At 45.1% G+C, this 25,021-nt stretch carries 21 protein-coding genes, 2 tRNA genes and 2 pseudogenes; 12 read left to right on the top strand and 13 right to left on the bottom strand.

Features of this window, described 5'->3' with window-relative positions:
- Positions 1-27 precede the first annotated feature (27 nt).
- The 3 genes from I6L24_RS04915 to I6L24_RS04905 all read left to right on the top strand — a co-directional run bounded on the left by I6L24_RS04915 (position 28) and on the right by I6L24_RS04905 (position 2,736).
- The gene (locus tag I6L24_RS04915) at positions 28-687 is read left to right on the top strand and encodes a 3'-5' exonuclease (protein ID WP_086044919.1); all 660 of its coding nucleotides are present in this window, start codon (positions 28-30) and stop codon (positions 685-687) included.
- Positions 688-1,005: 318 nt separating this feature from the next.
- Positions 1,006-1,740, top strand: coding sequence for a 1-(5-phosphoribosyl)-5-[(5-phosphoribosylamino)methylideneamino]imidazole-4-carboxamide isomerase (gene hisA, locus I6L24_RS04910; protein WP_086044211.1), 735 nt, complete (start codon positions 1,006-1,008; stop codon positions 1,738-1,740).
- A 66-nt stretch (positions 1,741-1,806) separates the two neighbouring features.
- The gene (locus I6L24_RS04905) at positions 1,807-2,736 is read left to right on the top strand and encodes a DMT family transporter (RefSeq protein ID WP_086044212.1); all 930 of its coding nucleotides are present in this window, start codon (positions 1,807-1,809) and stop codon (positions 2,734-2,736) included.
- Positions 2,737-2,795: 59 nt separating this feature from the next.
- On the opposite strand, the gene I6L24_RS04900 is transcribed toward I6L24_RS04905, so the two are convergent.
- From I6L24_RS04900 to I6L24_RS04890, 3 genes are read right to left on the bottom strand one after another with little or no spacing between them, the layout of a single operon-like run.
- Entirely contained in the window at positions 2,796-3,191 is a 396-nt protein-coding gene (locus I6L24_RS04900) for a DUF4870 family protein (RefSeq protein WP_216986484.1), read from the bottom strand.
- 20 nt (positions 3,192-3,211) lie between these two features.
- The gene (locus I6L24_RS04895) at positions 3,212-3,838 is read right to left on the bottom strand and encodes a DUF1294 domain-containing protein (protein WP_086044214.1); all 627 of its coding nucleotides are present in this window, start codon (positions 3,836-3,838) and stop codon (positions 3,212-3,214) included.
- A 27-nt stretch (positions 3,839-3,865) separates the two neighbouring features.
- Entirely contained in the window at positions 3,866-4,813 is a 948-nt protein-coding gene (locus tag I6L24_RS04890) for a homoserine kinase (RefSeq protein WP_086044215.1), read from the bottom strand.
- A 113-nt stretch (positions 4,814-4,926) separates the two neighbouring features.
- On the opposite strand from I6L24_RS04890, the gene hisF reads away from it, so the two are divergent.
- Entirely contained in the window at positions 4,927-5,685 is a 759-nt protein-coding gene (hisF, locus tag I6L24_RS04885) for an imidazole glycerol phosphate synthase subunit HisF (RefSeq protein ID WP_004647284.1), read from the top strand.
- A gap of 298 nt (positions 5,686-5,983) precedes the next feature.
- On the opposite strand, the gene I6L24_RS04880 is transcribed toward hisF, so the two are convergent.
- Entirely contained in the window at positions 5,984-6,628 is a 645-nt protein-coding gene (locus tag I6L24_RS04880; RefSeq protein WP_086044216.1) for a sterol desaturase family protein, read from the bottom strand.
- 108 nt (positions 6,629-6,736) lie between these two features.
- On the opposite strand from I6L24_RS04880, the pseudogene I6L24_RS04875 reads away from it, so the two are divergent.
- Positions 6,737-7,746 (top strand): annotated as a pseudogene (locus tag I6L24_RS04875) (AraC family transcriptional regulator).
- A gap of 277 nt (positions 7,747-8,023) precedes the next feature.
- Here the strand turns inward: I6L24_RS04875 and I6L24_RS04870 are convergent.
- Together I6L24_RS04870 and I6L24_RS04865 are read right to left on the bottom strand one after the other, a co-directional pair.
- Positions 8,024-8,269: a hypothetical protein gene (locus I6L24_RS04870; protein WP_004729221.1), complete on the bottom strand. Its 246-nt coding sequence runs from the start codon at positions 8,267-8,269 to the stop codon at positions 8,024-8,026.
- Between the two features lie 80 nt (positions 8,270-8,349).
- Positions 8,350-9,432: a DNA/RNA non-specific endonuclease gene (locus tag I6L24_RS04865; protein WP_086044217.1), complete on the bottom strand. Its 1,083-nt coding sequence runs from the start codon at positions 9,430-9,432 to the stop codon at positions 8,350-8,352.
- 263 nt (positions 9,433-9,695) lie between these two features.
- Here I6L24_RS04865 and I6L24_RS04860 point away from each other — a divergent pair.
- Positions 9,696-10,363, top strand: a pseudogene (locus I6L24_RS04860) (superantigen-like protein SSL4).
- 80 nt (positions 10,364-10,443) lie between these two features.
- Here I6L24_RS04860 and I6L24_RS04855 read toward each other — a convergent pair.
- Positions 10,444-12,324, bottom strand: coding sequence for a potassium transporter Kup (locus I6L24_RS04855; protein ID WP_086044218.1), 1,881 nt, complete (start codon positions 12,322-12,324; stop codon positions 10,444-10,446).
- Positions 12,325-12,445: 121 nt separating this feature from the next.
- Here I6L24_RS04855 and I6L24_RS04850 point away from each other — a divergent pair.
- The 3 genes from I6L24_RS04850 (at position 12,446) to I6L24_RS04840 (ending at position 13,503) form a co-directional block, all read left to right on the top strand.
- Positions 12,446-12,536: transfer RNA gene (locus I6L24_RS04850), tRNA-Ser, on the top strand.
- Positions 12,537-12,995: 459 nt separating this feature from the next.
- Positions 12,996-13,223, top strand: coding sequence for a hypothetical protein (locus tag I6L24_RS04845; RefSeq protein ID WP_004647282.1), 228 nt, complete (start codon positions 12,996-12,998; stop codon positions 13,221-13,223).
- 204 nt (positions 13,224-13,427) lie between these two features.
- A tRNA-Thr gene (locus tag I6L24_RS04840) sits at positions 13,428-13,503 on the top strand.
- 76 nt (positions 13,504-13,579) lie between these two features.
- Here I6L24_RS04840 and I6L24_RS04835 read toward each other — a convergent pair.
- The 6 genes from I6L24_RS04835 to I6L24_RS04810 all read right to left on the bottom strand — a co-directional run bounded on the left by I6L24_RS04835 (position 13,580) and on the right by I6L24_RS04810 (position 20,478).
- Complete coding sequence (locus I6L24_RS04835) at positions 13,580-14,428, bottom strand: SAM-dependent methyltransferase (protein WP_086044219.1); 849 nt, start codon at positions 14,426-14,428, stop codon at positions 13,580-13,582.
- A 3-nt stretch (positions 14,429-14,431) separates the two neighbouring features.
- Positions 14,432-15,739, bottom strand: coding sequence for an FAD-dependent oxidoreductase (locus tag I6L24_RS04830; protein ID WP_005105380.1), 1,308 nt, complete (start codon positions 15,737-15,739; stop codon positions 14,432-14,434).
- Positions 15,740-16,360: 621 nt separating this feature from the next.
- Positions 16,361-16,924: an alkyl hydroperoxide reductase subunit C gene (gene ahpC / locus I6L24_RS04825; RefSeq protein WP_005105379.1), complete on the bottom strand. Its 564-nt coding sequence runs from the start codon at positions 16,922-16,924 to the stop codon at positions 16,361-16,363.
- 308 nt (positions 16,925-17,232) lie between these two features.
- Entirely contained in the window at positions 17,233-17,820 is a 588-nt protein-coding gene (gene ssb / locus I6L24_RS04820) for a single-stranded DNA-binding protein (protein ID WP_004281391.1), read from the bottom strand.
- 51 nt (positions 17,821-17,871) lie between these two features.
- The gene (locus I6L24_RS04815; protein WP_017398000.1) at positions 17,872-19,236 is read right to left on the bottom strand and encodes an MFS transporter; all 1,365 of its coding nucleotides are present in this window, start codon (positions 19,234-19,236) and stop codon (positions 17,872-17,874) included.
- A gap of 153 nt (positions 19,237-19,389) precedes the next feature.
- Complete coding sequence (locus I6L24_RS04810; RefSeq protein WP_004647275.1) at positions 19,390-20,478, bottom strand: DUF475 domain-containing protein; 1,089 nt, start codon at positions 20,476-20,478, stop codon at positions 19,390-19,392.
- Between the two features lie 222 nt (positions 20,479-20,700).
- Here I6L24_RS04810 and tenA point away from each other — a divergent pair, with 222 nt between their 5' ends.
- From tenA to uvrA, 3 genes are all read left to right on the top strand, one after another.
- Positions 20,701-21,372, top strand: coding sequence for a thiaminase II (gene tenA / locus I6L24_RS04805; protein ID WP_004729210.1), 672 nt, complete (start codon positions 20,701-20,703; stop codon positions 21,370-21,372).
- 219 nt (positions 21,373-21,591) lie between these two features.
- Entirely contained in the window at positions 21,592-21,960 is a 369-nt protein-coding gene (locus tag I6L24_RS04800) for a hypothetical protein (protein WP_005105375.1), read from the top strand.
- Positions 21,961-22,141: 181 nt separating this feature from the next.
- Complete coding sequence (gene uvrA / locus I6L24_RS04795) at positions 22,142-24,973, top strand: excinuclease ABC subunit UvrA (RefSeq protein WP_005105373.1); 2,832 nt, start codon at positions 22,142-22,144, stop codon at positions 24,971-24,973.
- Positions 24,974-25,021 lie beyond the last annotated feature (48 nt).

Below are 25,021 nucleotides of genomic sequence, written 5' to 3'. Positions count from 1 at the left end.
AACGTATTCATTTCATGATTAATGCGTATGGAACAGCGGCTGGACACTTTACCAAGCAAAGAACAAATTCAGGCCTTTCCTGTATTTCAAAATCTTCCGATGCAACAGATTCAGGTGATTAATCGCCTGGAACACTGTCATACTCTTGAACAGGAACTAAAAAGCCATGCAGTCCTGGGTTTCGATTCTGAATCCAAGCCCACCTTTAAAGTCGGTGAAGTCTCGACTGGGCCACACCTGATTCAGCTGGCGACTTTAGACAAAGCCTATTTATTTCAAATGAGTCCGGCGATCTGGACATTTCTCACGCCGATTTTTGCCAGTCGCGAGCAGATCAAGGTCGGTTTTGGCCTGAAAAATGATGCGCACCTGTTCCGTAAAAAAGGCATTGAACTGAATAGTGTGATTGAACTGTCCAAATGTTTTAAAGCTTTTGGTTTAAATAATCCGGTCGGATTAAAAAATGCCATGGCGTTGTTGTTTCAAGTAAATTTTCCTAAATCTAAACGGATTAGTACCTCGAACTGGGCCAGCAAGAAGCTCAGCCCGGCACAGATTGATTATGCAGCCGCAGATGCCTACGCGCCCGTGCTGGTATTTGAAGAATTGTTGCGGCGGGATCTTTTACCCAAAGAGATTCCCAATACTTCATTGAAATTGAGAATCCGTCCTTCATCGACGGCTTAAGCACTTGCGTGACCTGCTAGTTTTGGCAACTTCATGTACACATGAAAGCCATGATGAGCGCGGTCGGTAAGGTGGTTGTGACTTTAGCAGATCTTACAGCTTCGATTATCGACCCCCTTAGTACACAACCCGTTGTAGAAAATCTGATCTCTATTTAAGAAACGAATCATTAAATCCATTAAAATAAATGACCTCACTGCTACCTGTCTGCGCACAGGTTTTCTTTATTCATACCGTTTAAGAGTTAGAAAATTCGACTTTATTTGCTAAGATGAACTCACTCAAATTCATTCTAAAGATTAAGCAAGGAGCGAAAGCATGCTGATCATCCCTGCAATTGACCTGAAAGATGGCAAATGTGTCCGTTTAAAGCAAGGTCGTATGGAAGACGATACCGTATTTTCAGACGATCCGGTCGCAACAGCACAGCATTGGGTAAATGAAGGCGCTCGCCGCTTGCATTTAGTAGATTTAAACGGTGCTTTCGCAGGTACACCAATCCATAAGCCAGTGGTTGAAGCCATTGTCCGATCTCAGCCTGATTTGCCGATCCAGATTGGTGGGGGTATCCGTTCTCTGGAAACCATCGAGCATTATCTGCAAGCCGGTGTTTCTTTTGTGATTATTGGCACCAAAGCAGTTCAGGATCCTGAATTTGTTGAAGAAGCATGTCAAAAGTTTGCTGGCCACATTATTGTGGGTATTGATGCCATGAATGGTATGGTGGCAACAGATGGCTGGGCCAATGTGACTGATGTCAAGGCTACTGACCTGGCGAAACGTTTTGCCGATGCGGGCGTGTCGAGCATTGTCTATACGGACATCGCACGTGATGGCATGATGCAGGGTGTGAATATTGAGCAAACCGTGAATCTGGCACAATACTCAGGTTTGCCTGTGATTGCTTCAGGCGGCGTGACCAATCTGGATGATGTACGTAACCTGAAAGATCAACTGGGTATTTTAGGTGCAATTACCGGCCGTGCGATTTACGAAGGTACATTAAGCTTGCGTGAAGCACAGTTATTGCTAGATGAGCAACAGGCGCTATAATTAAGTCTGCTGTAAAAGAGGTCTTCGGACCTCTTTTTTATTTTTTTAATTTTCTGATCTCCTGGCATGTCTACACTTATTTCCAAAAATCACTCCGGCTGGATGGTAAAAGCACCGCAACTCGCCCTGATCCTGATCACCATTATCTGGGGCGGCAGTTTTATTACTGTGCAATACGGGCTAAATTTTAGCAGTCCGATTATGTTTGTCGGCCTGCGCTTTGCTGCGGCAGCGCTTGCTGTCACCCTAATTTCACTGAAGTCGCTAAAAGGCATGAACCTGAAAGAAGTGTTCGCTGGCGCGGTGATTGGCATCATGATCGCCATTGGCTACGGCACCCAAACTGTGGGTTTGCAGACCATCAGCAGCAGTGAGTCGGCTTTTTTAACGGCCTTGTATGTTCCGCTGGTTCCGATCCTGCTCTGGCTCATGTTCCGTAAAAAACCGCATGTCATGACCTGGATCGGAGCGCTGTTTGCCTTTATCGGTCTGGTGTTTTTGACAGGAAATGGTTTTGCTGCGATTCAGCTCAGTTTCGGGCAAACCCTGACTTTGCTCGGTTCGATTGCGATTGCACTGGAGATTATTTTTATCAGCCATTTTGCCGAGCAGGTGAATGTCCGCCGGGTCACGGTGCTGCAACTGATTTTTGCATCCCTGTTCTGCTTCATGATCGCACCTGTTTTAGGTGAATCTCAGTTACCTGGATTTCACTGGCATCTGGCAGGAATTTTAGTCGGTTTAGGCATTGCCAGTGCCTTGATCCAACTGGTGATGAACTGGGCGCAGCGCATGGTCGATCCATCACAGGCAGCAATTATCTATGCCGGCGAACCGGTATGGGCAGCCCTGTTTGGCCGTCTGGCCGGAGAACGGCTACCTGCACTCGCGCTAGTCGGTGGATTGATGGTGGTGCTTGGCGTGATTGCCAGTGAATGGAAACCAAAGTTTTTAAGAAAAGAACCCACAGAAGAATTAAAGCAAGATCTTTCTTAATTCCGCTAAATCCCCCTTAAAAAAGAGGGATTTTTTTCTCTAGGGAAATACGGCTAAAATTATTTGCTATACATCGGTCTATTGTCATTTAAGCGCATGATGCCGCGAATCGCCCGATACACAATCCAGATCCAGGCCAAAACCACCACCACTAAACAGAACGCGGATGCACCAAATGCGACCCCTGCAAACAGGTTAGGATCTTCACCGGTAAAGAACAAAAAGAAAAATGGAATAAAGGCGACGATATTCCAGAACAGATACCACCAGAAACTGCGGATCTGCCAGGTAAAATGGCTTTCAAAGATGGAACCGCGCACATCGCGCCGTTTCACATAGTTAATGATCAACGCCACGACAGCCAGCAGGCCAGCACTAAAAATGGCCATAATATATAAAATGTACAGTGCAAAAGTCAGTGTGCGGTTTGAGTCTTTATCAATGGAATAGTTCACGTCCCCTCCTGGTACTTCCCCTAGATATTTAAACTATTCAACGGGGAAATCAGCCATAGAATCAAAATGATGTTAAAGGCTATGGTACAAAAATATATCTGCCGGAAAGGTTGTTTTTGTGTTTTATGCCGTAATTTCTGCTGTGCCAACCATGCTGCTGGCCAGCCGCCCAAGAAAGCCACCAGATGCAGAGTATTTTCCGGAATACGACGGTTGCCCAACTGGGCTGCTTCTTTGTCTTGGGCATAAAGCCAGTAGCTGAGCGCATTCATCAGGCTGACCAGCAACAACACCAGTCCACTCAGTAAACCACCCAAGGTCAAAGCCACCAGTAAAAGAATATAGGCCACACAGGCAATCTGCATCGGCTGTAATTTCTGTGTCTGCTGTGGCTTGGAGGGTTTGAATTTTGCTTGCAGACTTTTGGCTTGTACTGCTTTCAGGTACATCACCTGCTGCGCACGATAACGGCCGCGTTTATCCAGAATCACCAGATAATCCAGCGCACAGCCCACGATTGGACGTGGGTCAGGCTTGGCAAAGTCCTTGATATGCAGAAATACGCGATCTTTGGCCGGATCACTAGGCTGGATAAAACCATAACCCTGATCATCAAACCATTCCACCAAACGTCCCTGATCGCGCATATCCCCTATCCTTTTTAATCTGTTTGTTTAAGCGGTGACGAATTTTAAGCGTTCAATTAGCATATTACGCATTTCGTCCGGATTTTTTTGCAAAATATCTTCGCCGGTCCGGCCTAATGCTGCATTACGCTGAGCCACCTGCAGGCGCATCATCCAGAACCGTCCTGCTGCCATAGCCAGATACAATTCCAGACAAGCGCGTTCATCACTGGTTAAAGGACGAATCATTTCATAGGCATTTAAAAAGGCAATCGCTTTTTCTTCGTTCAAGACCACGTCAGGATATTCGGTACAGAAGTCATTTAACGTAATAGCAATATCAAACAGCCATTCATCTTTATTTAGCTCATAAAAATCCAGAATACCATTCAGCTGATCGCCTTCAAATAAGGTATTGTCACGGAACAGATCTGAATGAATGAAACCGCGTGGACGGTCTGGATATACCGCCGTCAACGCCTCATATAAACCTAATAATTTGCCGAGCAAGACTTTATCTGCCGGACTCAAGCTCGGTTTGATCTCTTGAGAAACGGCTAGCCAATATGCATGATCACGGACGAAATTACGTTGCAGGTTAAAGTCTTTGAGAGCCACATGCATTTTCGCCTGAGCCACAGCAATCGCTTCAACTTGCGCGATGGTAGATGGCATCGGATGTTCACCCATCAGGCGTGGTGCAATCTGTGCCGGTTTATCTTTAATGCTGTGAATGGCCTTGCCTGAATGCGACAAAGGCACGGGAACGGCCAACCCGGCCCGACCCAGATGTTCCAGCACAGGAACCAGTTCACCTGCCGCCTGCTCATCCATATCTTCAAACACCGTCAACACATATTGCTGATCTTCGCAGACTAAAAAATAGTTGGTATTTTGAATACCGCCTTGAATGGGAATCAGATCAATCGCCTTTAAACCATAAGGCGCTGCAAAATCCTGAACTTCCTTTAAAGTCAAAGTGGTATAAACCGACATAGAAAACCTGCGAAAAAACTTACATAATTTTGCTAGAATACCGTTTCCATCTGCCAAGGTGTAGCGCTTGCGTGGGTGAGTTTCATAATCGGCTGTAATAATTGGAAAAATTTATGCTAGCTAAACGTATTATTCCTTGTCTGGACGTGGATAACGGCCGCGTGGTCAAGGGTGTCCAGTTCCTTGATATTCGTGATGCGGGTGACCCGGTCGAAGTGGCGCGCCGTTATAATGAACAAGGTGCCGATGAAATTACTTTCCTTGATATTACCGCTACACATCATGGACGCGACACGACTTACCGCACAGTAGAACGCATGGCTGAATCGGTTTTTGTACCTCTGACTGTCGGTGGCGGTGTACGTAAAGTCGAAGATATCCGTCTATTACTCAATGCCGGTGCAGACAAAGTCAGCATCAACTCGGCTGCGATTTATAATCCCGAGTTTGTGCAGGAAGCGTCTCAACGCTTTGGCGCACAGTGTATCGTTGTTGCAATTGATGCCAAAAAAACTGGCGACCACAAATGGGAAATTTTCACCCACGGTGGCCGTAAAGAAACCGGGATTGATGCGATTGAATGGGCTGTGAAAATGGCTGACTTCGGCGCAGGTGAATTACTGATTACTTCGATGGATGCCGATGGCACCAAAGCCGGTTACGACATTGCCCTGATGCGTGCCATCAATGACCGCGTCACGGTACCGACGATTGCTTCTGGTGGTGTGGGTAATTTACAGCATTTGGCGGACGGCATTATCCATGGTGGTGCTGATGCAGTACTGGCAGCTTCAATTTTCCATTTTGGCCAGCACACCATTCCGGAAGCCAAAGCCTATATGGCAGCCCAAGGTATTGAAATGCGCCTTTAAGCCGTTTTAGATGATGATTTAATTAAAGAGTGTTTTTATAAACACTCTTTTTTTATGCCTTAAATAAAACAACACAGCAAATACGGGACAAAAAAAAGGAGTCTTTCGACTCCTTATAAAACCAAGATAAGACTACAGCACTTGGTATTCAAAAGAACTCATCCCCCCCAGAAACATCATCAGTATAAGGCTTTGCTCACCGACGTGAGCAACTATAAGTGAAATCCGCAGGACAATATTGACAATACAATCGTATTTTATTGACAAATCACGACAAAGCCCTGTCTTATTCCACGACCTACGTATTTAACTGCTTCATTGCCATATTTTTTGCAGTATTTTTCGTCATTTCAGAGAAAGCATCGGCCGATTTAACCAGAAAATATTGTGCTGCCCAGCGGTTCAGTTTTTTCGAGATCGGGGCAGGCAAGCTCAGACCTAAAGGATTCTGTTCCTGCAAATCTGCCGAGGAAATCACCCGGGTACCGAGCAGATAGTCAAACCAAGGCTTGGTCACACACCAGTTGGCATCCTGATTACTATTCATATGATGATCATAATGCCAGGGCAATTTCTTTTTGGCCCATTCCGGTTCCAGATGCGCCCGGCGATGTAAATAATAATAGTTGCCTGCACTATATAGGGCGGCCAGTGACATGCCTTTGGAGAAGGGATAAAAACTGAGTCCAAAGACGGTCGCGACCACTGCCAGTGAGGCAATTTCATTGCGGGTACGCCAGTTATCCAGTCCTTCTACATAGCCGAAATCGGAAAATTCCGTTTTTCGCACAATCCGGTGATGCTCCCAGTGTGAGCGCATACTCTCGGGTACCGGACTATAACGGCTCTGTCCCGGCCGGTGAACACCATGCAATACATATTTATGCGCAAACCATTCAAATCCATTTGCGACGACAAGTCCTGCCAGAAAACCTTTCCACATAATCTTTTACCTCTTGGTCTATTTTTAATATAGGCTAAATAAAAGACTAGAAATTGACCAAAATATTCAATATGATTGACAAAATACGACAAAATAAAAGAATTAAAAATGCTGGTTCTAAAAAACTACGTAGGTTCAGTATACGGTGGTTTAGGACATTTACTTTTGGACTATTATCAGTTGAAACAGCTTGAAGTCCCTGAGAAATTATTGGCCATTCAAAATCTGGAACGCTTTGATTTCGCTCTATGGCGTGATCTGTTAACAACACTTGATCAACAGCTGCAACGACCAGCTTTAGGCCTGGAAATCGCCCAACTGGTTGAAGCTAAACACCTTGGTATTATTGGCTATCTGGCACTCTCAAGTGAGACCTTGGGTGAAGCCTTCATGCGCTATCATGATTATCATCGCCTGATTTATGATGGCAGCCCGCTACAGGTTCAGGGAGAAGGCAATTATTTTTCGATTGGCTGGATCGAAGTCCCGTTTCAGCTCAATACTCAATTGACCGATGAAATCGCAATTGCGCTGATGACTGAATTCATGAAATCAAATATTCTGGATAGCCATCATCTGCATCTGTACGAAGTACATTTTCAGCATCTAGCACCTAAAAATATTGCGCTGTATGAACAGTATTTTCGCTGTAAGGTTCGTTTCGGCCAAGCCAAGAACCAAGTCTTGCTGCCTGTCAGCGAACTGTCTACGCCCTTAAAACAGGGAGATCAGACCTTACAGAAGCTGCTCAAGCAACAAGCGGAAGCTTTACTGGAGCAATTCCCAATTCCACCCAGATTGACCAGAAATTACAGCAGGCGATTCTGATTGGCCTGCAAAAAAACCTGTTCCAGATTGAACATATTGCCGAGCAGATGAATTTTTCAGTGCGCCAGTTACAGCGCCATTTGCAGAAACAGGGCAAAACCTACCAGCAACGGATGCAGGAAATCCGCTGCATGATGGCCATGCAATACCTGAAAGATCCACACTTGAGCTTGCAAGAAACCGCAATGTTACTCGGTTATTCTGAACAGAGTGCATTTCAGCGTGCGTTTAAGCAATGGACCCGACTGACGCCGCAGCAGTGGCGTCAACAGAATATGTCAGCTGCTTAAACCACCAGTATGTTGGTTTGATATACGGGCTTCAAGCAGCATTGATGATTTAAATCTCTTACCCCTATGACCTGATGATCAATATAAGAATAAGGACTTAAAATATGGATAGATATCTTGCCGAATTACTCGGCACGTTCTGGCTGGTGTTTGGAGATATTGCGGGAGCAAAAAAATTAGGCTTTTTAATAAAAACCCTCTAAAAAGCCATGATTTCTAGATTCTGTTTTTCTGCATGTTTTACATGGAACATGCAGATCATCGCGTTTAAAAACGCTTATAAAAATGGATTTTCAATTTCATCCATATCATCACGCTGAATTTTTTCTGGCAAGTCCGGCGTGTTTTCAAGTTGTTGTACCACATCATTCAGAAAAGCCTGCAAGGCTTTGGCCACTTTCAGTCCCTGCTGATCCTTGGTGATTTGCAAGTTGCCATACAGACTGACACAGTCCAGATCATTTTCCAAAGTCAGATCATGAATGGCATGGGATTCACTGCCATTTTCAAATGCTTTAAACATATCCTCTTCTACCTGTCTTTGTTATTTTTCCATGAACGTCTGATGTCGATGCTACCCGAATCCCGGTTTTTTCAGCAAGCTTATTTCAACAGCTGCAAAATATATTGCAACAAGGCATCAATCAGCTGTTTCACAATGGCATCTTGCGTTGCATTGTCTATCGCACCGCCAGTCGCTGAGGAGGTCGAGCTGCCTGAACCGGAAGACTTAAACTCGCGTTGCAGTGCCTGCAGGTTTTCTTCGGAAACCTCTTCGGCACACTGGCTTTCTGCATCCCAATTAGAGTATTCAATTTTCTGGTTGGCTTTTACGGCATTTCCGGTCAGTGGCAGCTTATAGGTATTGCGTTTCTGTTCTTCGGTAAGCTGCGGGAACAGGTTAATTCCAAGCTGTTCTTCCAGATAGCAGACACTGACAATACGTACTTTGAGTGAATTGTCATTCGGTGCATAGTAAGCACCAATAGCACCGGTTTTCGGCATATAAACCGCCTTATAGACCGCGGTCGGCACAATCACGCCATTGCCAATGGTTTTCAGCTTCTTCCCGGCAAAGACCGGTCCGGTCACCACATAAACATCCTGTTTCTGCTTGGTCACAATAGCACGGGTGGCCTCTTCCAGCTCACGCCAGACCTGCTGATTATTCTTGGGCGCTTGCGGCACCATATTGGCCAATGAAAAACTGTCAGACTGCGCAGCCTTGTTAGGCATATCCGCATTCGGCGCCATATGACCGCGGTCATAACCCGAACCGCGATAATCTGCCAATGTGGCACGATGCTTCGCACTGACCCGATCTTCTTCATGAAAATTATCTTCACGGGGAATTTTCTGGCTTAAGCGTGCTGGCGTTAAGGCTTCTGCAACCCAAAGTGGCGTTTTAGATACCCCGGAATAACCGACATTAAAGCCATTAAAACACAGTGAATAGCTGTCTTTTTTTAGACTGTCTTTTATCAAATATGGCGGCACATCCCGATAAAACTGGTTCAGACAGGCAGAATTGCTGGAAGAGGATAGTGACACCCACTGACTGATTTTTTCCTGGCCAAAAGCGATGGCGAAGCTGCTCGAAGCCACCACGCCCAGAATGACTTTAATACTATTATCATTTAAAAACTGAAAAAAAGAGTTCTTGGATTTACGCTGCTTCTTGGCCATTCTTACACGTACTTTTAGATCAATACAGATTTTGACCGAGCTTAACAAGCTGTATAAGTGAAGTATATCTTGGCTCTACCATTCGTTTACTAAATAAACAATAACTATCTAAAACCCTAGGTAGTTGTAACAAACTGTCTAATTTTATTTCTTTTTAAATGAGGTTTCTCTGTGTTTGCGTAGCTTTGTTTGGCCCAATGGATTGAGTGTGTAAAGCTAACGGCCTATCTCAATTCGTACAATTATTAGCAATGGTGTCAATCATGAATTCCAAACTCTCTAAAGCATTAGGTTTAGGATTATTCACAAGTGTGTCACAAGTGTGATCAGCGTAGCTGCATTTGCCGAGCCACCGGTTCAACCAGGTGAAACACTTGAAAGCTTGTCTAAAGCTAAAATCAGTACCAAGGTGAATGGTCAGGAAGCCTCTTTAGAAAGCTTGGTGAATTCTGGTCAGATCCGTCTGGTCGATCCGCGCACAGCAGCACCGCAACCAGCCATGCCAAATACACAGGCACCGATGCCCAACGATCCAGCGACGACTCAGGCACCAAATTCAGGCACTGTTTCCCCTCAACCACCTGTCACAGAACCAGGTATGAATGAATCAGAGTTGCCGGCCAATCTGGTTGAACCAGCCACTGAATCAGAAGTAGAAGCCAGCACGTCTATGACGATGCCTCAAACACAACCAGCACTAGAAGAACAACAAGCTGCCGTACCAGCAATGTCTGAAGAGCAACAGCAAGCAGCTATTGCCTCAGAACAACCGATGCCTGAAGCACAGCAACAAGCAGCTTTGACTGAAGCAGACGTCAGCAATGAACAGACTGAAATTGCGGCTCAATCTGATGCAGAGCCAGTACTGATGGAAGAACCTTTGAATGCTGCACCTGAAATGCCAGCAGCTGCGGTAGAACTTGAGCAATAATCTGAAGCTCATTTATTTATTGTTTCTCCCATAAAAAAACCAGAGTATGCCTCTGGTTTTTTTATGCTTTTTTATTTTATTTACATCTGAATCTGGGTGCCCAGCTCGACCACACGGTTGGGTGGAATCTGATAGAAATCACTGACCGGACTGGTATTGCGCTGCATAGAAATAAACAGCTTTTCCCGCCACGGTGCCATGCCCTCACCCACAGTATGCATAATCCGTTCACGTGAAATAAAGAAACTGATCTGCATCAGGTCATATTCAAAATCCCATTGCTCATAGGCCTGTTGTAAAGCTTCCGGAATATTCGGCTGATCCTTAAAACCATAATAGATAAACACCCGGTAAAAATGCTCACTCAGTTTTTCCAGTTCAATTCGGTCCTGTCTGTCGACAAAAGGAATATCCCGGGTAATCACCGTCAACATGATATTGCGTTCATGCAAGACCTTATTGTGCTTAATATTATGCAACATGGCATGCGGAACAATATTTGGTGTGCCGGTCAGGAAAATGGCATCGCCTGGCACAAATTTGGTGCCTTCCCCCATCGAAATACTTTTAATAAACAGATCAATCGGCAAGGCATCCTGTTCCAAACGGTTCAGTACCAACGCACGCCCATCTTTCCAAGTCATGAGAATCATAAACAGTACCGCGCCAATCAGAATCGGCACCCAGCCACCCGAAGCGATTTTCAAGGACGTTGAGGCCACAAAAACCAAATCCAGTGCCAGGAATGGTACAGCAAATAAAGCTACTTTCCAGACCGGCCAACGCCAGAAACCATAGGCTAGAATCGAAATCAAAATGGTGCCGCAGAGCATAGTCATGGTCACCGCAACGCCATAAGCACTGGCCAGATTGGCACTATTTTCAAACAGTAAAATCAGGATCAGCACCGAGATAAACAGCATCCAGTTAATAAAAGGCAGATAAATCTGGCCGCGCTCCAATGCAGAGGTATGCTTGACTGACAGGCGCGGCAAATAACGCAATTGAATGGCCTGATTGACCATAGAAAATACCCCAGTAATGACCGCCTGTGAGGCAATCACCGCCGCTGCAGTCGCCAGTCCAATCATCGGGAACAAGGCCCAGTCTGGCAGCAGCATATAGAAAGGATTCGCCAGTGCTTCAGGACTACGCAGTAACAAGGCGCCTTGCCCGGCATAATTCAGTAATAAACATGGCAAGACGATAATGAACCAGGCCAGACGAATCGGCAGACGGCCAAAATGCCCCATATCGGCATAAATCGCTTCACCCCCAGTCATGGTCAGAATCACCGCCCCCATGGTCAGAAAAGCCACATAGGGCTGATCGACCACAAAATGATAGGCCCAGTAGGGATTCACCATCCAGAGTACAAACGGGGTCTGGATGATGCTCCACAAACCAAAACCGCCAATCGACAAAAACCAGAGCATGGTTAAAGGTCCAAAAAACTTGCCCATCGTGGCTGTGCCGTGTCGCTGAACCATAAACAGCCCGGCCAAAATCCCGATGGATAAAGGCACCAGCCACTGATTGAAAATGGGTGTGGCAATACTCAGGCCTTCAATGGCTGAGAGCACGGAGATTGCCGGGGTAATAATCCCGTCACCGAAAAATAACGATGCGCCGACAAAGCCCAAAGCAATCAGGAATATTTTCTTTTGATCAGAGATTCGTGTGGTACGCAGGTTTAATGCCAACAGTGACATGATCCCGCCTTCGCCGTTGTTATCAGCACGCATGATTACCATGACATATTTAAAGCTGATGGTAAGCATCATGCACCAGAAAATCAGGGACAGGATACCGAGTACAGAAGCTTCGCTAATGGCGAGATGTGCGGTGAGGAAGCATTGGCGCAGTGCATAGAGCGGACTGGTACCAATATCTCCGAAAACGACCCCAAGCGCAGCCAGTGTAATCACCGGGAGAGCCGCCTTTTGTGCAGTGCTTTGCATATATTGTCTTCGTTTTTAACAAGCATTTTTGCGAATCATAGCACCGCATTAAAAGTTTTTCCGCAAATCAATTGTTTCAGCTTGGCACAGCTGGTTTTTTTCGCTATTATCCTCGGCCTATGGTGAGGTGTCCGAGTGGCTGAAGGAGCACGCCTGGAAAGTGTGTAAACGTTTATAGCGTTTCGAGGGTTCGAATCCCTCTCTCACCGCCAGAATTTAAAAACCCGAATCACATGATTCGGGTTTTTTTATATTTAATTTTATCCATCATCCCATCAGTAAAAAAAATTATCTGCTTAGATCTTAAAATATTATTATCTATCGCCTTAGGCAAAGGCATTGAATTAATACCAGTCCTCGTTCATAAAAATCTTTTGCAACACAACACTTACGCTCAATTCTATTTTTAAAAATCTTCATTTTTCATCAACCAAAAAACTGATGAATTGTGTAGTTTCTGTACGCCATTCATTTCAGGTTTTTATTTATGTGTTCAAACAAAAAACTGGCACAGAAATAGCTTAATTTTATTGTCATCAAAGCTATGTTATGTTGCTTATAAATTAACTAAAAGGAGAATAAAAACCACAGGATAGAAAGAAATAACCAAGTAAACCGAGCCATTCAAATTTGAAGTTAAAAATAGATACACTGCTATTCGGAGAGTGAACATGAATAACAGCGCAAACTATGCCAAACAGATTAAAAATGCAAAACGTGGCGGTTATACCCCAACCATTGCCAAGGACATCAATAAACATAAAATTCAAAAAGCCTTGAGACTCATCGAACAGTGGAGAAGCCTCGCTCAAGAACTCAAACCTCAAATGCAGTTTGATATGGCCTTTACTTTAGAGGAATGTGCACAAGAATTAGATCGCATCCTGAAAAACAGATAAACCGTATAACCGACTCATATCCATAACCATTCCTGTGCTTTCACCCTCGCCCATATCTTCACATATGGGCCATTTCTTTGCACATAGTCAAAAACAGAACTTTTCATCCATCTGGTCAAAATAAACAAATCCTGCCGAAACTGATTGAACGGTTATTTTTTGGCTTGCGTGGCCAAAAAAAATCTGTAAAATGCACTCCACCATGCCGGCATAGCTCAGTTGGTAGAGCAACTGACTTGTAATCAGTAGGTCCACAGTTCGAATCCGTGTGCCGGCACCATATCTTAGCCTCGCTTTTTAGTGAGGCTTTGATGTTTCTGGGTTTTGGTATTTTCAGCTGAGTCTTCTTACACTTTCTAGTGCTTCGATTGTGCCGTCACTTGCACATATCTCATGATCCCTTCCTGATATAATTTTCGGCATAGTTTCGCTGTCATCTGAATTTTAAAATGATCCAGTTTTGAGCCTTGAACCTGATCATTTGATGCTTTTGAATTCAAAGTTTTTTGCACGTAATCAGCGAAGCCGGAAAATACCGGCTCGGACAGATCCTGAATCTGGATATTTTTAAATTCAAAACGATCCAGACAGGCAAACAGTGCCCCCACTGTCATTAAATCTTTTAAATTCACATCAGCAGATTTCAATAAAAACTGATATTTACGCCGTTGTAAGGCATTTAAATTTTCCCAGCGCTCGGACAAAACCAGATGATGAAAACCAATCCGCGCATTTGAATTTAAAACACTACGGATCTGCTCCAAGAATAAAGGCACAGGACTGTGATAAGCCGCATCCAGACACAGCACCACATCAAAACGCTGGGAAAATGGCAATTCTTTTAAACGCAAAAATGACGCCTGATAAATGGCATTCAGTTCTGGCAAATGTTGCTGAATATTAGCCACACAGGCAGCCTGCAGCTCAACCCCCGCCAGATATTGCACCTGATAGTGTTGTTGCCAGTACAGCAAACTTGCACCCTGACCGCAGCCTAAATCCAGCAGTTTATCTTTTGAATTTAAATTTACAGTTTGTGCAAGGTGATCGGTGAGCATACGACAGGCAGCCGTATAATCCTGCTGACCTGCTTGCCAATACCCTAAATTGCTCCAGGGAAATTGCGCATGATCGCCCAACACAGCGGCATCAATTGCATACTTGTGCTGGGGAAGACGCTGACGCAGTGCCTGAAGCCATTGCATGGATTAATAACCCAGTTGCGGTGCAACCTCGACCACAGGTTTTAAACCCTCAAATGGTAAAGGTGCACCAAAAATTTCCGCAATTTTCATCGCTGAGGTCACTGCCGATTCCAGAATTGGCAAACCGTCACATGACCATGAACCGCAGAAGAAGACTTTACGATTGGCATCCAGATGACGTTGCTGCAATTCCTTATTCAGTGCTACGGTATTGGCATCGACCACTGCACGCGTTAGCATCACCGATTTGATCACTTTTTTCGGATCAATCTCGGTTACCGGACGCCAGGTCTGAAATACGGCCGACTTGCCGACCAGAGAAGGTTCAATCGAGTTAAGCCACACGGTAAATTGCTGACGAGTAAATTTACGGTCCATCATATAGCTGAGTACGGCCCAGTCTTTACGTTTTGGCGGCATTACGCTGGCATCGGTATGAATCACCAGTTCGCCTTGTTCGAATTTGAATTTCTTCAATAATTCAATTTCACTGGCGAATTGTACCGGATCCAGGAACTCCTCAATTTTGGTGGTCGGTGTCGCGACAATCACCCGGTCAAACAGTTTTGAATAACCGGCCGCATTTTCAACTTTGACCTGATCGCCCTGCTCTTGTACCAGTGTAATTGCTGAACCGTCTTCAATTTGAATGCCTTCAATCAGCTTATCGACCAACGCTGGTGTACCGCCTTGCAGACGCAGTAACGCATCGCCATCGGTTAATTGACGCAGAAAAATTAACAACGGTTTAGCTGGCCATTCACCAATGGTTTTCGGATTGCAGGTACAGATGGTATATAGCACCGGCATCACCGCACCGTGCCAGAACACTTCTTCAATCTCGTTACGATTGATAAATTCTGCCAGGCTGATGTCCTGATTTTTCGATTTAAAGAATTTGGTCAATGCAACTTTTAACTGCAACAGGCCTTTGACCAGACGCCAGCCATATTGTTGCAGGCCTTTCCGGTTATTGATGATCGGGATATTGCCAATTCGGCTGCGCGATGTGGTCAGCCAGGTTTCAGTTTTATCTTCAAATAACCAGCTGCAGGCCATATAGGTCCGCACCGGATAAGTTTTAATGCCCAGATGTGTGGCTAGACTCAGGGTGTTTTTCCACAGATAGGGGTTCATCACACGTAAAGGTGCGTCAATCAGGCCCCCTTCAAATTCAAGGCTATGACTGTCCATGCCGCGACCTGGAAGTGCTTCAAAAATCGTGATGTGATGCCCTGCGTCCTGGAGAATTCTGGCTGTAGCCAGTCCGGCCATGCCACTACCAATTACTGCGATATCCAAACTGATCATCCGTCATTGAAAAACTACAGAAATTATGTACCATGCGCCAATCAAACAGGTTATTAAAATCTTCCAGAATATATGTTTTTCGTAAAGGCCTTTTTGTTCAATTTCACCTGCTTTTTATTCATTTTTCTGACTTAGTTAAAATTCCATCAAATCTAAGATTTTATTCATATTTTTATCTAAAAACTTGAAAATTCGCTTTAAAAACAAATAATTTAATTAACCATTTTTATAATCCTTGGTTGACAAATACTTTTTAAATACCTATGATTCGCAGCATAAGAAAACCATAAATTCATCCGGTTCCATTCAGATGCGTTTATGCGAAAATTGTTTAAAACGACAAGAAACTACAGCGCCTTATAAAATAAAAGCCTCTGCGAAAGCAGAGGCTTCTTTGTTTTCAGGCCTAGTCAATCATTCAGCATGGTATTGCGCTTACTTGATTGCCTCGCATAAGCCGCTTAAAAAGCATAGAGTGCAATTCCTCAATTCTCATTTTGTTCTCAAATAGAAATCAAATGGCATGATGTTTTTGTCTAGAATTCATAAATCTCTAAACTAAAAAAATAAAAAATCCAGCAACTTGTGCTGGATTTTTTGCTTCAAAGAACTAGGTTTGAATTAGATTTTACCCACCAGGTCGATTGACGGCGCTAGTGTTGCTTCACCTTCTTTCCATTTTGCCGGACAAACTTCACCTGGGTGCGCATGTACATATTGTGCAGCTTTCACTTTACGAAGAAGCTCTTGTGCATCACGGCCAATACCACCCGCGTTGATTTCAATGATCTGGATTTTACCTTCTGGATCAATCACGAAAGTACCACGATCTGCCAGACCTTCAGCTTCAATCAATACTTCGAAGTTTTTAGACAAAGTCCAGGTTGGATCACCAATCAATGGATACTGGATTTTACCAATCACGTCAGAGGTATCATGCCAAGCTTTATGGGTGAAATGAGTATCGGTAGACACGCCATAGATTTCTACACCCATTTTCTGGAATTCAGCATACTGATCAGCAAGATCGCCTAATTCAGTTGGACAAACAAAGGTGAAATCTGCAGGATAGAAAAACACCACTGACCATTTTCCTTTCAGGTCTTGCTCAGAAACTTCGATGAACTGACCATTGTGGTAAGCAGTTGCATTGAATGATTTGATTTCAGTATTGATTAAACTCATGAGATATTTCCTCTGGCTTATTTCTGGGATTGCTTATCTTGTGAAGCTAGAATACGAAAAATTTCAAAATAGGTAAAACCGCAAGTTTTTATAAAAATGATCGCTTTTTTAGATCATTAATTTCTATTAGTATTGTTAATCTCATTTATTTTCTCGATGCAGAGTTGTGCTGATCAAAAGCAAGATAATGCTTTAACACTTATGATTCTTCTAATAAGTCGGGCTTTATGCAAACTCAATACCAATCTTCAAGACATAAAAAACCCACCGCATTCAGGTGGGTTTTAATGATGATTTACCGTTCTAGATCAAAATGGAAGGTCATCATCTAGATCTGCTGCAGGTGCTGCTGTTGGAGCAGGTGCAGATTTTGGCGCAAAACCACTCGGGTTATTGTTGCCATAACCGCCGCCCTGGTTGTTGTTAAAACCGCCTTGCTGTGGTGCTGAACCATAACCTGATTGCGGGTTATTGCCATAACCGCCCTGGTTGTTGTTCGCCTGATTATTGTTATTAAAGCGTGGCTGGTTAAAGCTGCTCTCGCCCTGATCATTTTGAGGACGGCTAGAGTCTAGCATCTGCATTTGTTCACCACGAATTTCCGTCGTATAGCGTTCCTGACCATTCTGGTCAGTCCACTGACGGGTACGTAATGAACCTTCAATATATACTTTTGAACCTTTACGAAGATATTGCTGCGCAATTTCACCTAAACGGTTATGCAACACGATACGGTGCCATTCCGTTTGTTCTTTACGTTCACCGGTACTTTTATCTGTCCACGAATCGCTGGTTGCGATCGAGAATTGAGTGAGAGAGCCACCATTTGCAAAAGTTTTGGTTTCCGGATCTTTACCCAAAGTACCCACTAAAATAACTTTATTTACACCACGCATTTGCCGTTTACTTCCTATATATTTCTGTATTTTACTTTATAAGAGTTATGCTTAAATGGCTACCTCTTTACCCAACAAGTGCGTTAATTGTTGTCGCGAAGCATCATCAATCTGCTTTTTATCGACTTTTACATAGGCAACTTGCTGTTCAGACATCACCACGACCTCTTCAATACCACGAATCGCCAAAAGCTGAGAAGTCCATTCGTCAGTTTGTCTGCTTTCCGGCAAACGCAACACCAGTGATGACAGATAGCGTGGCTGAGCCAGGCCAAAACTCATCAGCAGCCAGATTATCGCGATCCCTGTCAGGATACTCCAGCCCATCGAGGTATTGTTCAGCAGTAATAATTGTCCGCCAATCATACCGCCAAAGAAAGCACCTAAAAACTGGCTGCTGGCATTTACGCCCATCGCGGTGGCTTTGGACTGGATCGGTGCCGCTTTCGACAACCAAGACGGCAACAGAGCCTCCATGACATTAAAGGCAATGAAGAACAGCCCTAGGCCAATCAGCAAGACATATTTTGATTCAAAACCAAATGCCATCACTATCAAACCCAGAATAATGCCAGTAATGGCCACCAGAAAAATCGCGCGCATTTTGTGGTATTTTTCTGCCAGGATAATACTTGGAAAAGCAAAAAACAGGCTCAGCACCAACAGCGGCAAATATACCCAGCCATGACTGGACAGTGGCAGATCAGCAAATTCGATCAGCTGCGAAGGTACATAGATAAACATCGCGGTGAGCAATAAATGCAGGGTAAAAACCGACACATGCAGACGATTCAGATCTCCGATTTTGATTACCTGTTTCAACTGTGCCAGATAGCCTTGCTGAAAGTTTTTATGATGCCGCGTGACTTTAGGCACCATCAACAGCATGGCAATCGCCGCCAGGCCCATCACCGTAGTCACCCAGAATAATCCCGAGATGCCAACCAGACCCGTCAGCCAAGGCCCCAGACTAAAGGCCACCACAAAAGACAGGCCGATACTCATGCCCATTATCGCCATGGCTTTCATGCGGTTTTCTTCACGGGTGACATCTGCCAGCAACGCCATCACCACAGCAGATACTGCACCACCACCGGCGATCGCTCGGCCGATAATCACGCCATAAATGGTGTCCGACATGGCCGCAATTGCACCGCCCAGCGCAAATAGTAGCAGCCCTAAAACCACCAGTGGCTTACGGCTGTAACGGTCGGCAATCAGGCTGAATGGAATCTGCAATAAAGCCTGGGTCAGACCATAGACCCCGACCGCCAAACCGATCAGTGCAGGTGTTGCATATTGATATGCCTGCCCTGCCACAGAAAACACCGGGATAATCATAAACAACCCCAGCATGCGCAGTGCAAAAATACTGCTCAGGGCAAAGGTTGAACGACGTTCTAAAGCATTCATCATAAATTATGGCGATTGGGTTAATTAATCTGGAGCCCAGATTATAGGACATTCAGCTCATTAATAAGACATGAATTTTATTTGAAATAAAGATGATGCCAATCTAAAAACAAAAAAGCGCAGCCGGAGCTACGCTTTTTATTCAGGAACAGCGCTTTATTTGTCTAAAGCCGCCTGACGCTTTTTGTATTGAATCGAGGCAAATACTGCCCAGACAATAAAGGCTACACCGATCAGACCGGTTACCACTTCTGGCACATGCAGACCGGTTCCGCTGGCAATCATAATGAAAGCCAGTGCACCGATGGCATAATGCGCACCATGTTCCAGATAGATATAGGCATCCAATGTGCCCTGCTCAACCAGATAAATCGTCATTGAACGGACAAAGATCGCACCAATTGCCAGACCCAGCATGATGATGACCACGTCTGAGGTAATCGCAAAGGCACCGATCACGCCATCAAAACTGAAAGAGGCATCCAGGACTTCTAGATAGAGGAAACCACCAATACCGGCTTTCACCACACCCGTCGGTACGCCATTTTCATCATGACGAATGGCATTGCCTTCTTCATCGACTTCCGGTTCACCACCGAGCATATGGCTCAGGACCTGCACCCCGATATAAATCACGATGCCCCAGATCCCCGCCATAGTCACTGCCAGACGCTTAGCTTCATCGACATTGGCTGCCATGATTAACAAGGCTACCAGTGCGATAAACACCGACATTGCCGGCACATTGGCCAGATTAGACAGACGGCGTTCCACCCGTCTGAACCAGTGCGTGTCTTTTTCTTCATCCAGGAAGAAGTTCAGGAACACCATCAACAGGAAAGCACCACCAAAAGCAGCAATCTCAGGATGATGTGCCATTAAACGTGCTGAATATTCTTTCGGATCATTCAGGGCCAGACGTACCACTTCCATAAAGCCCAGGTCTGCAGTCACTGCAACAATGACCACCGGGAAGATCAAACGCATCCCGAAAACTGCAATCAGAATACCGACTGTCAGGAACAGCATTTTCCAGAAATGATCCCAACCCCGTAGGACTGAGGCATTGACAACCGCGTTATCAAAGGACAACGACACTTCCATAATCGCCAGAATAGCGGTAATGGTCAGCGCTGTGAGCATGGTTTGCAGGCCTGCGTCAGGACCATGGGTATAACCCCAATACGCAGACAAACCAAGACACACGATCGAAAATGCAATCGAGAAACCAAAATGTTTCAACATACACAACGACCTTGGATAAATTAAATAAATGTATGGCTGCGAGAGAGCAGCTATACGAATAGGAAAAGTTAAGCTAATTATGAAACTTTTAGCGCATAAACCAAAGCACTTCCTGAGCTGTTTTATCTTATTTTCTGTTTTTAAAATTTGCCGATCTTTTAAACAGCCCGATCTTTGCTATAGTGCCGCATGGTTTAACTTGAACTGCAAAGGATTTTCAGCATGAGTTTTTCACAAGAGGTATGGCAACGTAATCTCGGACTTTATCAGAAGACCCTGGCCCTGCCCTTTAATCAGCAACTGGCGCAAGGTACTTTAAGCCGTGAAGCCTTTAGTCATTATGTGATTCAGGATGCGCATTATTTACTGGCCTATGGCCGTGCACTGGCCGTGTGTGCCGCCAAAGCTTTTGAAGCGGACGATGTAATCCAGTTTGCCGAGGCAGCCAAAATTGCGATTGTGGTGGAACGTAGCCTGCATGATGGCTTTATGCAAGATTTTGGCATTAGCAAAGAGCAATTTGAGCAGACACCGTTGACGCTGGCATGTCATCACTATACTTCTTATCTGACTTCGACCGCCTGGTCAGAAAGCTACCCGGTGGTGCTAGCCTCGTTGCTGCCTTGTTTCTGGATTTATGCCGAAGTTGGTAAAGATATTGTCGACAACTCTGCGCCGAATAATCCGTATCAGGCTTGGGTGGATACCTATTCAGGAGAAGAATTCCACACTGCGGTGCGGAATGTGATTGCGACCGTTGACCGTGTTGCGGCGCGTGTTGATGCCGATACACTAGAAAAAATGCATGCAGCTTATACGCATGCGGCCCGTCTGGAATGGTTATTCTGGGATAGTGCCTTTGAGCAACGCCAGTGGCCTGGTCTGGATGAATAAGACGAATAGAAAAAGCCCTGTTTAAGACAGGGCTTTTCGGTTATAGCCGTTTAAAAAAATTTCTACTGTCATGAATTGATCATAAAAACGGCTTAGTCTGAAAAAAACAAGGATAGAACGGGCCGGTACGCTAGACCTAGCTATAAGCCCAAAATTGCCGCACAATAATTGAGAATAATTATCAATTAATAAAATCAATCCCGGAAAGAGGCAGATGATATGAATACTTTAGGCACCGAAGCGATTCGGGCATTTTTTACCCTGCAATGTTGCTGGTTCAACAATGAAGAAATCTATCTGGAACAAGGCTGCCTAGATTGTGGTTCGGCAGCCACTTATCTGATTTACCATACCAACACGCATATCCAAAAACATCTACTGAAATTTATTGAAAAGTATCGCTGTCATCAGGCACGCCGTAACGATTTGCTCGACCTGGATTTTTTCCAAAAAGACTATGAGGACTTTCTTCACATTCTGGAAAATGAAGTGAATTTTTATGCACGTCTGCATCATGATGTGCCACGTGACCGCTGCTTTGAAGAGATTGAATCTATCTTTGAACGCCGCTATGCAGCGGCTTGTTAGGTATTTAGCTTGTACCTGATGATTTTGAATATTTAGACAATCGACTGCTGTGTTTCTTAATGTTGTGATGAATTGACCAATCACCGACATAACTTGACGTTTAAAATACTTTTTTTTGCACTTGAACATTTTTCATCCGGTATCATATAAGGGTTTTTGATGAATATTCTAGGATCCTTGCATGAGCCAAAGCCACATCCGTATTCGAGGCGCACGTACCCATAACCTGAAAAATGTGAACCTTGATATACCACGCGACAAGTTTGTGGTGATTACGGGACTGTCTGGTTCAGGAAAGTCCTCGCTTGCCTTTGATACCTTATATGCCGAAGGTCAGCGCCGTTATGTGGAATCGCTGTCTGCCTATGCCCGCCAGTTCCTCTCCCAGATGGAAAAACCGGAAGTGGATTCTATTGAAGGCTTGAGTCCAGCGATTGCCATCGAACAGAAATCTACCAGTCATAACCCGCGTTCGACCGTGGGTACCATTACCGAAATTTATGACTATTTACGCCTGCTGTATGCGCGTGTCGGTACACCGTTCTGTCCTGAACATGATCTGCCGATGGTGGCACAAACGGTTACTGAAATGGTCGATGCAGTCAAAGCATTAGAAGAAGGCACTGCACTGTTATTGTTAGCACCAGTCGTGCGCGAACGTAAGGGCGAATATACGGCACTGTTTGAACAGCTACAAAGCCAGGGTTTCGTCCGTGCCCGTGTGGATGGCGAGATCATGGAAATTGATCCACCACCAGAACTGGACAAAAAGAAAAAACATACCATTGAAGTCGTAGTTGACCGCTTTAAAGTACGTGATGATCTGGGCAACCGTATTGCAGAAAGTTTTGAAACCGCGCTGCGTCTTGGTGGCGATATCGCCATTCTGTCCTGGATGAAAGGCGAGCATAGCGATCGCGTGTTTTCAGCCAAGCACTCCTGCCCGCAATGTGACCGCGCGGTGGCTGAACTGGAACCGCGTTTATTTTCGTTCAACAATCCCTTTGGTGCCTGTCCGGTTTGTGACGGTCTGGGGACCCGCAGCCATTTCAGTGCCGACAAACTGATTCCCAATCCTGAAGTTAGTGTCAGTCAAGGCGCGATTCGTGGCTGGGACCGTCAGCGTCCTTACTATTACAGCATGATCCAGAAAGTCGCCGAGCACTTTGGTTTTTCTCTGGAAACTCCATGGAATGAACTGGATGCCGACACCAAGAAAAAATTTCTGTACGGCACTGGCAAAGAAAAAATTGATCTAAGTTATATCGATGAACGTGGCCGACGTCATAATCGGGTCATTCCTTTTGAAGGAATTTTGCCGCATCTGGAACGCCGTTATCGTGAAACTGAAAGTAATTATGTGCGTGATGATCTGGCGCAGTATTTATCCAATGCTGCCTGTGATGCCTGTGATGGTTCACGTCTGAATGAAATTTCGCGTAACGTGAAAATTCTGGACAAGACCATTGCTGACATTACCCGTATGTCGATTGGCGATGCTGAAAGCTATTATCAAGGTATTCATCTGGAAGGTGCACGTGGTGAAATCGCTGACAAGATTTTCAAGGAAATCCGTGAACGTCTGCACTTTCTGGTTTCGGTCGGCCTGAACTATCTCAGCCTGTCACGTTCAGCTGAAACTCTGTCTGGTGGTGAAGCGCAGCGAATTCGTCTGGCCTCGCAGATCGGTGCCGGTTTGATGGGCGTCATGTATGTGCTGGATGAACCATCAATTGGTTTGCATCAACGTGATAACGACCGTCTGTTACAGACCCTGATCCGTCTGCGTGATCTGGGCAATACCGTCTTGGTGGTCGAGCATGATGAAGATGCGATTCGTGCCGCCGATCATATTATTGATATCGGTCCGGGTGCCGGTGTGCATGGTGGGCATGTGATTGCCGAAGGAACGTATGATGAAATTCTGGCCAATCCGGACTCGCTGACCGGAAAATATTTATCCGGAAAATTAAAAATTGAAGTGCCGAAAAAACGGATTCAACCGCCTAAGCCTAAAGAACAGATCAAGCTGATGGGAGCATCCGGGCATAACCTGAAAAAAGTCGATCTGACCATTCCTTTAGGTATTATGACCTGTGTTACCGGGGTGTCCGGTTCAGGTAAATCGACCTTGATTAACCGGACTTTGTTACCTTTGGCGGCGACCCAACTGAATGGTGCAACCACTTTAACATCGGAAAAGTTTGAATCGATTGATGGTTTACAGTTCCTCGACAAAGTGGTGGATATTGACCAGAGTCCGATTGGACGTACCCCGCGTTCCAATCCGGCGACTTATACCGGCCTATTTACCCCGATTCGTGAACTGTTTTCACAGACGCAAGAAGCCAAGGCACGCGGTTATGCTGCCGGTCGTTTCTCGTTTAACGTGAAAGGTGGCCGCTGTGAAGCCTGTGAAGGTGACGGCATGATCAAGGTAGCGATGCACTTCCTGCCGGATATGTATGTGCCATGTGATGCCTGTCATGGCAAACGCTATAATCGTGAAACGCTGGAAGTGAACTACAAGGGCAAGAATATTTCCGATGTCTTGCAGATGACCGTTGAAGATGCCATGCATTTCTTTGATGCCATTCCGGTGATTCACCGTCGTCTGGAAACATTGCATCAGGTGGGTCTGGGTTATATCCGTCTGGGTCAGTCTGCGACCACTCTTTCTGGTGGTGAAGCACAGCGTGTCAAACTGGCGCGTGAACTGGCCAAACGCGATACCGGTCAAACCCTGTATATTCTAGATGAACCGACCACAGGTCTGCATTTTCATGATATTGCCAAACTGCTGGATATCCTGCATCAGCTCCGTGACAAGGGTAATACCATCGTGGTGATTGAACATAATCTGGACGTAATTAAAACTGCCGACTGGGTGGTGGACTTAGGCCCTGAAGGCGGTTCGGGGGGCGGTATGATTGTCGCGGAAGGCACGCCTGAACAAGTCGTGAAAGTGAAAGCCTCACATACCGGTAAATTCTTGAAGCCGTTGTTGAAATAAAAAATCTCCTCCCAACCTCCTCTTTGATAAAGAGGAGGAATTCCCTCC

The organism is Acinetobacter lwoffii, from assembly GCF_019048525.1.
In the GTDB taxonomy this organism is placed as follows: Bacteria; Pseudomonadota; Gammaproteobacteria; order Pseudomonadales; family Moraxellaceae; genus Acinetobacter; species Acinetobacter lwoffii_K.
Note: the sequence above shows the minus strand (reverse complement) of the source record. Positions and strands in the feature narration are given on the sequence as shown.